Origin of the sequence: Thermococcus sp. EP1 (assembly GCF_001317345.1) — an archaeon.
Taxonomy (GTDB): Archaea; Methanobacteriota_B; Thermococci; order Thermococcales; family Thermococcaceae; genus Thermococcus_A.
The window spans coordinates 41,834-54,222 of sequence record NZ_JXCG01000004.1; the positions used below are offsets into that span (position 1 = coordinate 41,834).

Consider the following 12,389-nt stretch of genomic DNA (forward strand, 5'->3'; position numbering starts at 1 on the left):
GAGAAAAAGTTGCTCTATGTTGAAATTCTTGGGAATTTACCTAAAATGGCCGAAGGAGAAGTTAAAGCATTATTAGAACTCAGCAATAACAAATTCAGGATTATTGAAAGAGATTATCTGTTTCTGGCATTAAAAGCGGACAAAGAAGCTTTTTCGTATCTCAGAAGACTTGGGATGGCTCATGAATATGGAATTTTACTCTTTTCAGCTGAAAGTCTGGAGGAACTCTACTTAAAAGCAAAAACTCTTAAATGGAGGGATTTTATCAACACTACATTCAAAGTTGACAGAGAAACAATGTTAAATTGTTCCTATAACGTAAAAGATTTAGAGAAAGAACTTGGTGCAATCATAGCACAACAAGGCTTTAAAGTCAACTTAAGCAATCCAGGCACCCTGATTAGGGCCTATTGTGGAGAAAAACTTTGGGTTGGAGTAAGAAAAGAAATGTTTTTGGCTAAAGACTTTGAGAAAAGAAAGGCCGATAAAAGACCATTCTTTAAACCAATAGCATTGCCTCCCCGACTTGCAAGAGCAATGGTAAACTTAGCAAGGGCAAAAAAGGAGGTTCTTGATCCATTTATGGGGACTGGAGGGATACTAATCGAAGCTGGCCTTATCGGCCTAAAAGTTTACGGAGTAGATCTCAGATCGGATATGGTAGAAGGTGCCAAAAAGAATCTCGAATATTATGGAATAAAGGAATACAAACTACAAAAAGGAGATGCCACCAAGTTAAGAGAACTTTTCCCTGATAAAACGTTTGAAGCAATTGTCACTGATCCACCCTATGGAACTTCTGCAACACTAGGAGGGAAGAAAAGAGAGGATCTCTATGAAAAGGCCCTAGAGAGCATGTATGAAGTTCTAAATGGATATCTAAGTATTGCATTTCCAGCTGATTTTAATGTAGAAAAAGCTGCTGAGAGAATAGGATTTACAGTTTTAGAGAAATACTATCAAAGAGTTCACTCTTCACTAGATAGATATTTCTATGTGATGAAAAACTAGCTCATTTCTGCCCCTTTTTCCATGACCTCCCTAAACTTGTCCTTAGATCTTTTTATAACTTGGTTTTAAATTTTAACAAAAAAGTTATAAAAGTCCAAGAGAATGAAAAGTGGAACAATTGAAAGGTGATGGACATGGAGGGAGGATATGACATAAAACCCGTAAAAAGAGATAAGAGAACTTTTACCCTCTTAACACTTCTTGCAATATGGTTTGGAGCAGGAATAAGCATTGCAGAATTTTGGGCCGGAGCACTTTTAACACCAGCTCTCTCATTAGGTATGGCACTTCTTGTGATACTCTTCGGACATATTCTTGGAAACACCATAATGGGGTTAATAGCCCTAGAAGGAGAAAAAACAGGACTTCCAACAATGGTGCTTTCAAGAGCTTCCCTAGGAATCAAAGGGTCGATCCTACCTTCCATCCTAAATTATCTTCAGCTTATAGGATGGACAGCGATAATGCTCATTGTAGGAGCTAATGCCATGAACACAGTTGCAGAAAGCCTTGGAGTTGAGAATTATGCTCTCTGGGTAATTTTGTTAGGCCTTTTAGTTACAGGATGGACATACATAGGACCTAAAAACTGGGAAAAATTAGAAAAAATTGCAGCCCTTCTTTTACTCGCACTAAGTCTATGGCTTACGTACATTACTCTCCAAAGATTTTCATTCACACAGCTTCTCTCTAAGCCTGGCACTGGTGAAATAGGAGTCATGCTAGGATTAGACCTAGTAATAGCGATGCCACTTTCATGGGCACCACTAATAGCCGATTATTCGAGGTTTGCCAAAAATAAGAACGCAGCATTTTGGGGCACTTATCTTGGATATTTTATCTCATCAAGCCTCTTTTATTTTGTAGGAGCCCTAACAAACATGGCAATTGGAGAAGGAGACCCAATCGGAATCATAGCAGCATATGGAATTGGAATCCCTGCAATGCTAATAATCATATTCTCCACTGTGACAACTACTTTCCTCGATGTTTACTCTGCTGCGATAACTTACAAAAACATTTCTCCAAAAGCCAATGCAAAGAAACAGGTTTTACTTGTTGGAGCACTTGGAACCCTCCTCGCTCTGGTATTCCCAATGGAACAATATGAGAGCTTCTTGCTTCTCATTGGTGGAGCCTTTGTTTCGCTAGCAGCAATAATGATAACAGATTACTTCCTCGTTAAAAAAGAATACAATGCAGCAGAACTCCTCGATGAAAATGGAAAATTCGCAGGTTATAATACCAAAGCTATACTCATATGGACAATTGGATTCGCATTTTACATGGGACTTGCCATAGAAGGTCTTTTCGGGATCTACATTCCTCTGCTAAGTGAACTTGGCTTTAAGTTGGGTTCAAGCATTCCAACCTTCCTCTTGGTAAGTATTCTCTATTACATATTGGAGAGGTGAAGAAAATGAAATGGATTATCGAAGCGTTGGGAAAAGTTAGGGAAAATAGGCCCTTGGTGCATAATATAACCAACTACGTGGTTATGAATACCACGGCAAATGCTCTCCTTGCTATAGGAGCTTCTCCAGTTATGGCCCATGCAATAGAAGAACTTGAAGAGATGGTTGCCTTGGCTAATGCACTAGTGATAAACATCGGGACCTTAGACGAGCACAAAATATACTCCATGATGAAAGCCGTTAAGACTGCAAAAGATCTCAAAAAGCCTGTTATTCTAGATCCAGTAGGTGCCGGGGCCACAAAACTTAGGACAAAGACATCTCTAAGAATTCTGGAGGCAGGAGAGATAAGCGTTATCCGAGGAAACTTTGGAGAAATTGCAGCCCTCCTCGGTGAACATGGAAAAACAAGGGGAGTAGATTCCGCAGTATATGATGAACAAGTTGCCAAAAAGCTCGCAAAGGACGCCTCAAAAGAATTCAACACAGTAGTTGCTGTTACAGGGCCTGTAGATTATGTAAGTGATGGAGAGAAGGTTTACGCTATAGAAAATGGAACTCCTTTGCTTGGGAGGGTAACTGGAACCGGTTGTATGGCAACAGCAATAATCGGTGCATTTTTAGCCGTTGAAGATCCTCTAAAGGCCACCATTGCAGGATTAGTTTCTTTTGAAATTGCTGCTGAAAAAGCCTTTGAGGAGTCTCCATACCCAGGAACATTCCACACAAAGTTATACGATTGGCTTTACAGGATTGATGAAGAGATTATAATGAAAAGAGCGAAGGTGAAAGAAGTTGAACTTTAGAGAAAAGCTCAAACTGTACGTAATAACTGATAGAAGACTGAAAGATGAGATAGAAAGTACCAGGCAAGCTCTGGAAGGAGGAGCAACTTCAATTCAACTTCGCATAAAGAGCGCACCCACAAAAGAGATGATCAAAATTGGAAAAGAAATAAGAAAACTAACAAGTGAATATGATGCCCTTTATTTTGTGGACGACCGTTTAGATGTTGCCTTAGCAACAAACGCTGATGGAGTTCAACTTGGTCCTGAAGATATGCCAATTCCCACTGCTAAAGAAATTGCCCCAAATTTAATCATTGGAGCCTCTGTATACAGTCTGGAGGAAGCTTTAAACGCTGAAAAAGAAGGGGCAGATTATCTAGGAGCCGGAGCTGTTTTTCCCACCCCTACAAAACTCGATGTTAGAGTTATCGGAATTGATGGACTTAAGAAAATACGTGAATCAATAAAAATTCCAGTTGTTGCAATAGGCGGAATAAATCACGAGAATGTCAAAGAAGTGCTAAAAACCGGCGTTGATGGAGTTGCAATAATTTCAGCAATAATTGGAGCAGAAAATGTAAGAAAAGCCACAGAAGACATGAGAAAAATCATAGAGGAGGTGATTAAATGAAACCTGAAACCAAAACACAAAAACTTGCTTATGTTGGAATTTTCACGGCTTTAGGAGTTGTTCTGGGAACAATTTCCTTCCCAGTTGGGCCAACAAAAGTCGCTCCCTTTCAACATTTTATAAACGTAATAACCGGTATCATGCTTGGACCATGGTGGGCTTCCCTAACAGCCCTCTTTATAGGACTCCTTAGAATGTCTTTTGGGGTTGGCACAATATTTTCAATACCTGGTGGAATCCCAGGAGCTTTTACAGTAGGAGTAGTTTATAAAGTCATGAGAAAAGACTGGGCTGCCTTTAGCGAACCTCTGGCTACGATTTTCATAGGAGGAACGCTAAGTGCCCTATTATTTGGCCCCCTCATAAATGTCCACAAAGGAGTTACATGGTTCTGGATAGCTTTCGCTCCAAGCACCTTAGTTGGAACAACTTTGGGATTCTTAACTCTTAAAGCCCTGAGAAGGATGGAGGTGATAGAGTGATTAGAAAGGCCCTAACTATAGCAGGAAGTGATAGTGGAGGGGGGGCAGGAATAGAGGCAGATTTAAAAACTTTCTCTGCCTTTGGAGTTCATGGACTTGTAGCAATAACTTCTGTAACCGCTCAAAACACACAAGAAGTTAGAGCAATTTATGACATCTCACCAGAAGTTGTGGTAAAACAAATTGAAGCTGTTGTAGAGGATATAGGTGTTGATGCTGCAAAAACAGGAATGCTAAGCAATTCAGAGATCATAAAAGCCGTGGCAAAAACCGTGAAGAAGTACAACTTTCCTCTAGTGGTCGACCCTGTGATGATAGCAAAAAGTGGAGCTCCTCTTCTAAGAGAAGATGCCATGGAAGCATTGATTAAAGAAATAATCCCATTGGCTTCGCTTGTCACGCCCAATAGGCCAGAAGCAGAAAAATTGAGTGGGTTCCAAATAAAAAATAGTGATGATGCCAAAAAAGCCGCAAAGATAATCGTAGAAGAACTTGGAGCTAGAGCAGCGATTGTAAAAGGTGGTCATTTAGGGTTAAGTGAAGCAGTGGATATTTTATATGTCAACGGAGAGTTTAGAGAATACCGTGCGCCTTTTGTTGAAGGCTGCACTCATGGTACAGGATGCTCATTTTCTGCAGCAATTGCTGCAAATCTTGCGAAAGGAAAGTCCCTAAAAGAGGCTGTAGAAACGGCAAAGAAGTTTATAACAATGGGCATTTATTATGGTGCAAGAATTGGCCATGGCCACTGCCCCGTGAACCAAAATGCATGGATTGAAATCCCAGCTGAGAAATGGAGAGTGTATGATACATTGAATAGAGCTCTCAAAGAGCTTGTATCAATAGAAGGCCTTCACAAATATGTCCCCGAAGTAGGAATGAACTTTGTTTACGCGCTTCCAAAGCTTTATGCAAGGGACCGAGAAGACGTTGCTGGAGTTAAAGGGAGAATCGTAAAGTTTGGAAACACTATAAAGCCCGTAGGTTGGATAGAATTTGGTGCTTCTGATCACCTTGCCAGAGCAATATTGGCCTTTATGGATGTTTTCCCCGAAGTTAGGAGTGTTCTCAACATAAAGTACAACGAAGATCTAATTGCCAAGGCACAAAAACTCGGCTTTAAAGTATCCTTCTACGATAGAAGAGAGGAACCCGAGGAAATAAAAGCAAAAGAAGGTGGGACTATTCCATGGGGTGTAAGAACAGCAATCGAGAGACTAAGAGACAAGCCTGATTTGATATACCACCTTGGAGACTGGGGTAAAGAAGCAATGATCCTAATATTTGGAGAAACTCCTGAAGTGGTATTGACAAAACTCAGAAGACTTATAGAATAACAAGAGTGTGATGAAGCTAAAAAACGTGACTAAGTACAAGGAGCACAAAAACAATAGCTATAACTCCAAAGATTAGCACTATTGCCATCTCCAAGTTTAAAGGATCTTTTAGCCCCTCAACATCCCGCAAAAATTCTTTTCTTTTTTCTATAAAAGGAATTGGCATCTGTTAACTCCTCCAAAATGTCCATCACTCACTCAAGATCATTATTTTTGTCCTTCAGGACGCAAAAGGAGCACACAAGGAAGAGAAAAATTTTCTGCACTTTTTATGGTGCCCCAAATGAATTGTTCTCTTCCTGGTTGAAGTTTTTAATATATACTTTGCTTGATATATTTAAAAATTTCGCTTTATGATTAACAAGTAAAAATACAAAACTAATTTACATAGTTATTTGTCATTATACAAAAATTTAGATAAAAGACAAGATTTCTTTCAAATCCTTCAAAAAGCTCTCTAAGTGTTCTCTCTTTACATGTGGCATCATAACTATTCTTATATACCCCCTATGGGCACTTATTCCCCAACCTCGCTTTTTAAGCTCTTTCTCAATTTTTTTAAGCTCCTTTGACCCAAATGACACTATGTTAAGCATAGGTTCTCTTATTAAATAAACACCATTTAAACCTTTTATTTGCTCTGCAAACCATTTAGCATTCTCCATAGCCTCTCCAATGACTTTTTTATACCCTTCAAATCCAAGATGCTTAAGAAGAGCCCAAACTGCTATCGCATTTGCCCCAGGCCTTGTACCTGTTATTGTGGCTTGGAATATTTCACCCCCTGCCAAGTAAGGGGCTAAGACGTTAATCGCGTCCATGTATTTCTTCTCTCTAAATATTATCCCTCCTGCAGGGATTGGGGCCATTCCCATTTTATGTGGATCTATCGTGACACTTTGAACCCCCTTAAGCTTAAAATCAAAATCCGGTAGATCATACCCTAAGGCCTTTGCAAATGGAATTACAAATCCCCCAAAAGCAGCATCAACATGAAGAGGAATTCCATAATCCACTGCTATATCAGAAAGTGAAGGAATGTCATCAACAACCCCTAATCCAGTTGTCCCTGCTATCCCTACTATTCCTATTGTATTATCTGTTATTTTAGCCTCCACATCTTTCACATTGACAGAGTAGTCATTATTAAGTTCCGCCCAGACGAGTTTTACCTTTAACAAATCTTTTGCCTTTAGAAAAGAGAAATGTGCACTCCGAGGTAAGATAAGTTCTGGTTCCTCAACACCAGAGAGATTCCGAAAAGCCCTTACAGCTAAAATATTTGCTTCCGTACCACCGCTAACTATATTTCCCCAAGCCCTTTTCAGATGTAAAAGTTCTCCAATCATTTGAACGGCTTCCTCTTCGATTTCTTTACTCCCTGTATGCAACCCCGGATCCCCTAAGTTCCTATCTATGTATCTTTGAATCACTTTTTGAGCTAAAGGATGAGGGTAAGTGCACATAGATCCAAGAATTTTACCGGAATTAAAAGTTAAGTCTGACCTAAGCCTTTTTTCAAGTTCAGCAAAAATTTCATCTTCACTCATACCCTCTTTTGGTATCATGCTCCCACCAGCCAAAGTTATTTGCATAGCATTTAAGCTTTTGTTATGACCTTGAAAACATTGCTCTTCAAAGTCTAGGATACATTATTCCTCCCGAATGTGGTTTAGGTAAAGCTTAAAAAACTGCGGTGTAGTTACAGCGGTGAGCATTGAAACTATAACTACAGCTGCAAAAATCCCCTGATCTATCAAACCTTCCTCAATCCCAAACTTTAAGATGGCAAGCTCTAGGCTACCTCGTCCTCCCATTCCAATACCGACTAGTGCTGCTGATTTCCAATCAAACTTAAAGAATTTCATTCCAAGACCACATCCCAAAAACTTTCCTGCAACAGCTGCTAAATAAAGAATGAATACCAATGCTATATTAAACTCATTTAGAGGGGGATTAAACATTAATCCCACATATATAAAGAACAACGGAATGAAGAATTCTGTGAGAACTACTTGAAGATCTCCAATAAGTTCATTAAGTTTTATTTTACTTAGTACAAGAGGATCTTTTCTCTCTCTAAGTCTACTAATTGTTAATCCGGCAAGATATGCTCCAATTATCTGGTGTAGGCCAACTCTCTCCGCAACTATTGCTAAAAGGAAAGTTAGAATTATCGTAAAAGTGAAGAATATGTTAAGGTTCCTCAGAATACTGTAGAATCTTACAGAGCGTTTGAAGACATACTCAGAAATTAGAAGCACTACAATTATAAAAATTGCAATTTTGATCGTCAGTATCCCAAGAGGAAAAAGTGCTAATTCCCCTTTTGTCATTGCAGTGATTATGCCTATCAAATAAACAGCCATGATATCATCCGCAAATGCAGCTCCCATCAATATAGATGAAATCTCCTTTCTAACCCGAGACTTTAAAATTACTCCACTTGTTACTTCTATTGCAGTGTTTCCAAGAGTTACTCCTACAAATATCGCTGCTGCTAAGCCTTTACCAAAGAAATAAACTGTCAAAAACCCGAATATAAAAGAAAACACTACACCCAAACCTGCAACTAAAATTGCCTTGCTCTTGTTGGATGCTATAGAAGAGAAGTTGCTTGTAAGTCCCATGTAAAGCATCATCATTAAGAGACCAAATTCAGAGAGAACCTTCAATGGTTCAGAGGGTATGACTACATTAAGGAAAAATGGGCCAAGCACCATTCCAGTGAGTATATGAGCAATTATTGGGTGGATTTCCCTTTTCTCAAAAAGCCACTCTAATGTCTTTGCAAGCACAAGGAGTATAGAAAGATCGAGAATATACTCCACTTCACACCCTCCTGCTTATCAAAGTCCCAATTATCCAGAGAACCATTAATAGAATAGCCAGTATCATCGCAAAAGTGGCCCCTCTACTGGTTCCAAATACTATAGGGATGGGGCCTATCATTATAACCCCTCCTCCTTCTACTTCAGCCTCTCCACTTGAGGCACTTATTAGAGTGCCTATAAAAATCAACATGAACCCTATAAATATCAACCCCATTCCCACTAGTACTAACAATCCACCTCTCATGGTCCCTCATGAAAAAACTATATCCAGAGTTTTAAAGCTTTAACGTTAAAGTTATTAAAGTGGAGGGCACAGTTATTACATGCTTGTACTTGTGGATTTGGATGATACTTTATGCAATACGTGGGAAGCTGCTAAGTGGAGTGTCCTTCGTCTTTTACCCCATTTAATCAGAAAAAGAAAGTTCCGAGCTTTACTTTATATTCTCACACAGCGCTACAAAGAATTAGAACAATCTAGAGAGTTACATCTGCTTGATCTAGACGAGTTGGTAGAAAACTTTATGGAAAGGGTATACAGAAAAATTTCAGAAGAAGACCTGAAAGAGATGTTTGAATTAGTCGATAGAACATTCTTCTCAAACTTAAAGCTCTATCCGGATGCAATTGAGTTCCTGAAGGGATTAAAAGCAATGGGCGCAAGGATAGTTCTCATAACAGATTCCTCCTCTGAATGGCAAAGAAAAAAGCTTGAATATCTAAATCTGAAGGATTACTTCGATTCACTTATAATAAGTGGAGAAACCGGTTACAGCAAACTTGAGCCTTATAACTTTATATTGGCAAAAAGAAGATTCCCCAAAGAGAGTGAAATATACGTGGTAGGAGATAGAGATGATACTGATATGCGAGGCGGAAAAGAGATCGGAGCAACGACCATCCTGGTTAGACGGGGTTACTTCAAGTCCCTTATGCCAAAATACGCTGATTATATAGTAAAAGACCTTAATGAGGCCTTAGAGGTGATAAAACGTGAGCATAAAAAGCGAGCTTAAAAGAAAAGTACTTCATCTAACTGGGTTGAGTGTTCCACTACTTTACCTTCTCTTTGGCCAAAAAGTAACAATAGGATTCGTTGCCACAGCTTTAATCGTTTTCGTAATATTGGAGCCTTTTAGAATAATTGAAGAATTAAGAGACAAAGTCAAACGAAAACTTGGCCTTTATGTAAGAGAAGAAGTAATTGCCCTAGTTGAAAAGGAGCTCGAAGCAATATCCAGGGAACACGAAAAATACTCCATTGGAGCACATATATACTTTACAATTGGAGCACTAATAATAGTCTGCCTTTTTCCGAGAGATATTGCCATTGGGGCCATAACTGTTGCAACGTTGGGAGATGCCATAGCTGCAATAATAGGAAAGCCCTTTGGAAGACATAGGTTTAAAAATGGCAAAAGTGTTGAAGGAAGTTTGGCATATTTTGTGACAGCGTTTCTAACACTTTTCGTGTTGATAAATTTACCACATGCCCTCATCGGGGCCTTAGCCGGAATGTTGGCAGAATTCTATGAGTTGCCCCCCGATGATAATTTCTCTAATCAAATAGCAGTAGCCATTGCAATATACGCATTCAGAAGGATATTCTTTTAAAAAATTAAGAAAAGTGGGATCAGCTAACTTCTATCTCAGCAAAAACTGTTATTAGGTCGAAGTCTGTCCATTCACCATATCCTTTTACATCATCAGTGAGCTCGTGCATGCTTGGGTTGTCTGGAAGTGCTTCAACTGCTGAGTCTTCTGGATAACCTCCGGTGACGAATGCTACAACTCTCACGACACTTGGTTTACCTCCGAGAGCATCCCAAGGTATTGCTAACTCAAGGACTTTCAAACCTTCAGAACTTCCAGTAATGCCACTCCAAATGCCCCAATCGCTTATGGGTCTCTCATCCCAAGTACTGTTAGTCTCAATCCATTTGCCAAATTTCTGAGCCCCTGCTCCTCCTCCACTTGTCCATTGTAAGTAGTATTCAAAGTCTATTGGTGGGTCAAAGCCCATTCTTCTTACCCACATATCTAGCCCGTCGCTGTAACCACTTTCTTCTCCATTTACATCAATTCCAATTCCATATGCAATGTCCCAGCTGGCTTTGTTGTCACCTACTAACGCTATGTAGAGGTAGTTATCGTCATAGTCCACATAAAGGGCCTTTAAGTTTGCACCTTCCTGGCCGAGCCCAACAATATCTTCTGCAACTTTTGTGGATTCATTCCAATCTGCTAAACTTCCATCAATTTCTTTTGAAAGACCACTTTCTATAAGAATCTTTAATCTATCAATATCCTTCTGAACTCTCTTTAATAGAGAATAGCTTCCATAGATCCTCAGAGCTCCGATATAGGAATAATATGGATACCTATATCTCAAAAGCTTTTGACCAGTCTCAAAGAGCTCTCTGCTTTTATTCATCTTTGCTTCAAATTCAGGTATTTTATCTTTGTATTTCGGAGGAATCACTAAGGAGGATAACTCTTCAAGCATTGAAAGAGTTTTTTGATGCTCATCTTCGTACATTGGCTCCAGAGTATATCCTGCAGTTACAAGCTGGTTCTGAAGCATTACACTAGCTCCAACCTTTAAAGTTAATTTGGCTACATTATTGGCCTCATTAACTTCTTCTATTGTATTGGAGGGATCAACAACAACTTTCAATGTATGTATTCCGACTTTGTTGATATCAAAGAGATATTCATAATTAAGTGAAATCTCTCCTCCTCCAGGCAATAAACCAATCGTCCAATTATCAAGTTTAGTATTACCATCATACAAGACCACTAGAACATCATTGGCATCAATGTCCCCAATATTCTTGACAGTGATTGTTATATTTCCAGGTTGCCACTCTTCCACATTCAAAACATTTGAAGATATGCTAACCGTGAGTTCAGGTTTTGGGAGAATGAATTCTCCTAGCCAATCACTTGCATCTGCATCAATAATTACTGGAGGATGGCCACTAATATCTGCTAACTCAATCTCTAAATAATAGTTAACAATCCCATCATCTACTTCGTCCCAAGTGTTTGGGCCAATATTAGTTATAGCGTCTAAAGCATCTGAAACTCCGCCAATATCCCAAGTCCCACCACCATTTCCACCATAATTACTCCATGCTCTTCCAGTTATTGCTTCAATCCTTATCTTATTGGTAGAAGGGATTCCACCAACAGCATTCCATGAGATTTTCACTTCAATAATACCGTTACTCAAGTTAACTGCAAGAGCACCATAAGTTCCAGTATCGCCTAGTTGATAAAGATGGCTCCATGTTGTGTCAAGGAACTGAAATATTGCTCCCCAGTTGTTTGTACTTTCGTTTAAAGGATGAACTATGTAAGTTAACCCTTGACCAGAATACCTCGAATCTGCAAGATTAATTACAATTTGCCTTTCCCACGCAGCATTTGGATTCAGTTGAGTGTCAGATTCCCCAGAAAACCAAACCTGTCCACTACCAGATACTTGATCAGTGTCAATTGTAATTGCCAAGAATGGTGCTCCATTATCCCCAATGTGCCAACTATTCGTGTTATTAAGCTTTACAAGGAAGTATAGATAATCTTGATCAGTAGTTACTCTGAATTCCGTTATATCAACGTGAGTATTTGCACCCCACTCAGTTCTTTGGTCACCAGCTGCGTCTTTCCAAATAAGTTCTTGCGAATTTATAACCCACAGATTCTCTGCTCCTTGAGCACTCACAAACTTCACTGCAGGCACTACATTAAAAAGCACTAAAATAACAATAGCTAAGGGTACACTCCTCCGCATCTTTATTCACCTCGGGTGATATTTGTTCACCCAAGTTGGTATATATGCATAAAATATTTATATATCTTTTCCACTATCACTCTTAGTGATAATGT

The 12,389-nt window shown here is 39.3% G+C and carries 13 protein-coding genes; 8 read left to right on the forward strand and 5 right to left on the reverse strand.

What is annotated here, in order from left to right; translation table 11 throughout:
• Nucleotides 1-9: 9 nt before the first annotated feature.
• From EP1X_RS04655 to EP1X_RS04680, 6 genes are all read left to right on the forward strand, one after another.
• Nucleotides 10-1,011: a TIGR01177 family methyltransferase gene (locus EP1X_RS04655; protein WP_055282198.1), complete on the forward strand. Its 1,002-nt coding sequence runs from the start codon at nucleotides 10-12 to the stop codon at nucleotides 1,009-1,011.
• Nucleotides 1,012-1,145: 134 nt separating this feature from the next.
• Entirely contained in the window at nucleotides 1,146-2,426 is a 1,281-nt protein-coding gene (gene cytX / locus EP1X_RS04660) for a putative hydroxymethylpyrimidine transporter CytX (protein ID WP_055282200.1), read from the forward strand.
• A gap of 5 nt (nucleotides 2,427-2,431) precedes the next feature.
• Nucleotides 2,432-3,232: a hydroxyethylthiazole kinase gene (gene thiM / locus EP1X_RS04665; RefSeq protein ID WP_055282202.1), complete on the forward strand. Its 801-nt coding sequence runs from the start codon at nucleotides 2,432-2,434 to the stop codon at nucleotides 3,230-3,232.
• Nucleotides 3,222-3,845: a thiamine phosphate synthase gene (gene thiE, locus EP1X_RS04670; protein ID WP_055282203.1), complete on the forward strand. Its 624-nt coding sequence runs from the start codon at nucleotides 3,222-3,224 to the stop codon at nucleotides 3,843-3,845. Before thiM ends, thiE begins: the two co-directional genes overlap by 11 nt.
• On the forward strand, nucleotides 3,842-4,327 hold the full coding sequence (thiW, locus tag EP1X_RS04675) for an energy coupling factor transporter S component ThiW (protein WP_055282205.1): 486 nt from the start codon (nucleotides 3,842-3,844) through the stop codon (nucleotides 4,325-4,327). Before thiE ends, thiW begins: the two co-directional genes overlap by 4 nt.
• Entirely contained in the window at nucleotides 4,324-5,664 is a 1,341-nt protein-coding gene (locus EP1X_RS04680; protein ID WP_055282207.1) for a bifunctional hydroxymethylpyrimidine kinase/phosphomethylpyrimidine kinase, read from the forward strand. The genes thiW and EP1X_RS04680 overlap by 4 nt, the downstream gene beginning before the upstream one ends.
• Nucleotides 5,665-5,680: 16 nt before the next feature.
• Here the strand turns inward: EP1X_RS04680 and EP1X_RS10060 are convergent, their stop codons facing one another.
• The 4 genes from EP1X_RS10060 to EP1X_RS04695 form a co-directional block, all read right to left on the reverse strand.
• On the reverse strand, nucleotides 5,681-5,830 hold the full coding sequence (locus EP1X_RS10060; protein WP_156300707.1) for a hypothetical protein: 150 nt from the start codon (nucleotides 5,828-5,830) through the stop codon (nucleotides 5,681-5,683).
• A 247-nt stretch (nucleotides 5,831-6,077) separates the two neighbouring features.
• Nucleotides 6,078-7,232, reverse strand: a complete 1,155-nt coding sequence (gene mfnA / locus EP1X_RS04685) for a tyrosine decarboxylase MfnA (protein WP_055282209.1) — start codon at nucleotides 7,230-7,232, stop codon at nucleotides 6,078-6,080.
• 84 nt (nucleotides 7,233-7,316) lie between these two features.
• Nucleotides 7,317-8,495, reverse strand: coding sequence for a cation:proton antiporter (locus EP1X_RS04690; RefSeq protein ID WP_055282211.1), 1,179 nt, complete (start codon nucleotides 8,493-8,495; stop codon nucleotides 7,317-7,319).
• A 1-nt stretch (nucleotide 8,496) separates the two neighbouring features.
• Nucleotides 8,497-8,742, reverse strand: a complete 246-nt coding sequence (locus EP1X_RS04695) for a DUF131 domain-containing protein (RefSeq protein WP_055282213.1) — start codon at nucleotides 8,740-8,742, stop codon at nucleotides 8,497-8,499.
• A gap of 79 nt (nucleotides 8,743-8,821) precedes the next feature.
• On the opposite strand from EP1X_RS04695, the gene EP1X_RS04700 reads away from it, so the two are divergent.
• Together EP1X_RS04700 and EP1X_RS04705 are read left to right on the forward strand one after the other, a co-directional pair.
• A complete protein-coding gene (locus EP1X_RS04700) occupies nucleotides 8,822-9,514 on the forward strand; it encodes an HAD family hydrolase (protein ID WP_055282215.1) in 693 nt (230 codons plus the stop codon).
• On the forward strand, nucleotides 9,492-10,112 hold the full coding sequence (locus EP1X_RS04705; RefSeq protein ID WP_055282217.1) for a diacylglycerol/polyprenol kinase family protein: 621 nt from the start codon (nucleotides 9,492-9,494) through the stop codon (nucleotides 10,110-10,112). The genes EP1X_RS04700 and EP1X_RS04705 overlap by 23 nt, the downstream gene beginning before the upstream one ends.
• 19 nt (nucleotides 10,113-10,131) lie before the next feature.
• Here the strand turns inward: EP1X_RS04705 and EP1X_RS04710 are convergent, their stop codons facing one another.
• Nucleotides 10,132-12,294 (reverse strand): CARDB domain-containing protein, encoded by a 2,163-nt coding sequence (locus EP1X_RS04710; protein ID WP_055282219.1) that lies wholly within the window; start codon nucleotides 12,292-12,294, stop codon nucleotides 10,132-10,134.
• Nucleotides 12,295-12,389: the final 95 nt, after the last annotated feature.

Coding starts and splice junctions, on each gene's coding strand:
- thiM (WP_055282202.1), top strand. CDS start 2,432: ATGAAATGGATTATCGAAGCGTTGGGAAAAGTTAGGGAAAATAGGCCC.
- EP1X_RS04700 (WP_055282215.1), top strand. CDS start 8,822: ATGCTTGTACTTGTGGATTTGGATGATACTTTATGCAATACGTGGGAA.
- cytX (WP_055282200.1), top strand. CDS start 1,146: ATGGAGGGAGGATATGACATAAAACCCGTAAAAAGAGATAAGAGAACT.
- EP1X_RS04695 (WP_055282213.1), bottom strand. CDS start 8,742: ATGAGAGGTGGATTGTTAGTACTAGTGGGAATGGGGTTGATATTTATA.
- EP1X_RS04710 (WP_055282219.1), bottom strand. CDS start 12,294: ATGCGGAGGAGTGTACCCTTAGCTATTGTTATTTTAGTGCTTTTTAAT.
- EP1X_RS10060 (WP_156300707.1), bottom strand. CDS start 5,830: ATGCCAATTCCTTTTATAGAAAAAAGAAAAGAATTTTTGCGGGATGTT.
- mfnA (WP_055282209.1), bottom strand. CDS start 7,232: ATGATACCAAAAGAGGGTATGAGTGAAGATGAAATTTTTGCTGAACTT.
- thiW (WP_055282205.1), top strand. CDS start 3,842: ATGAAACCTGAAACCAAAACACAAAAACTTGCTTATGTTGGAATTTTC.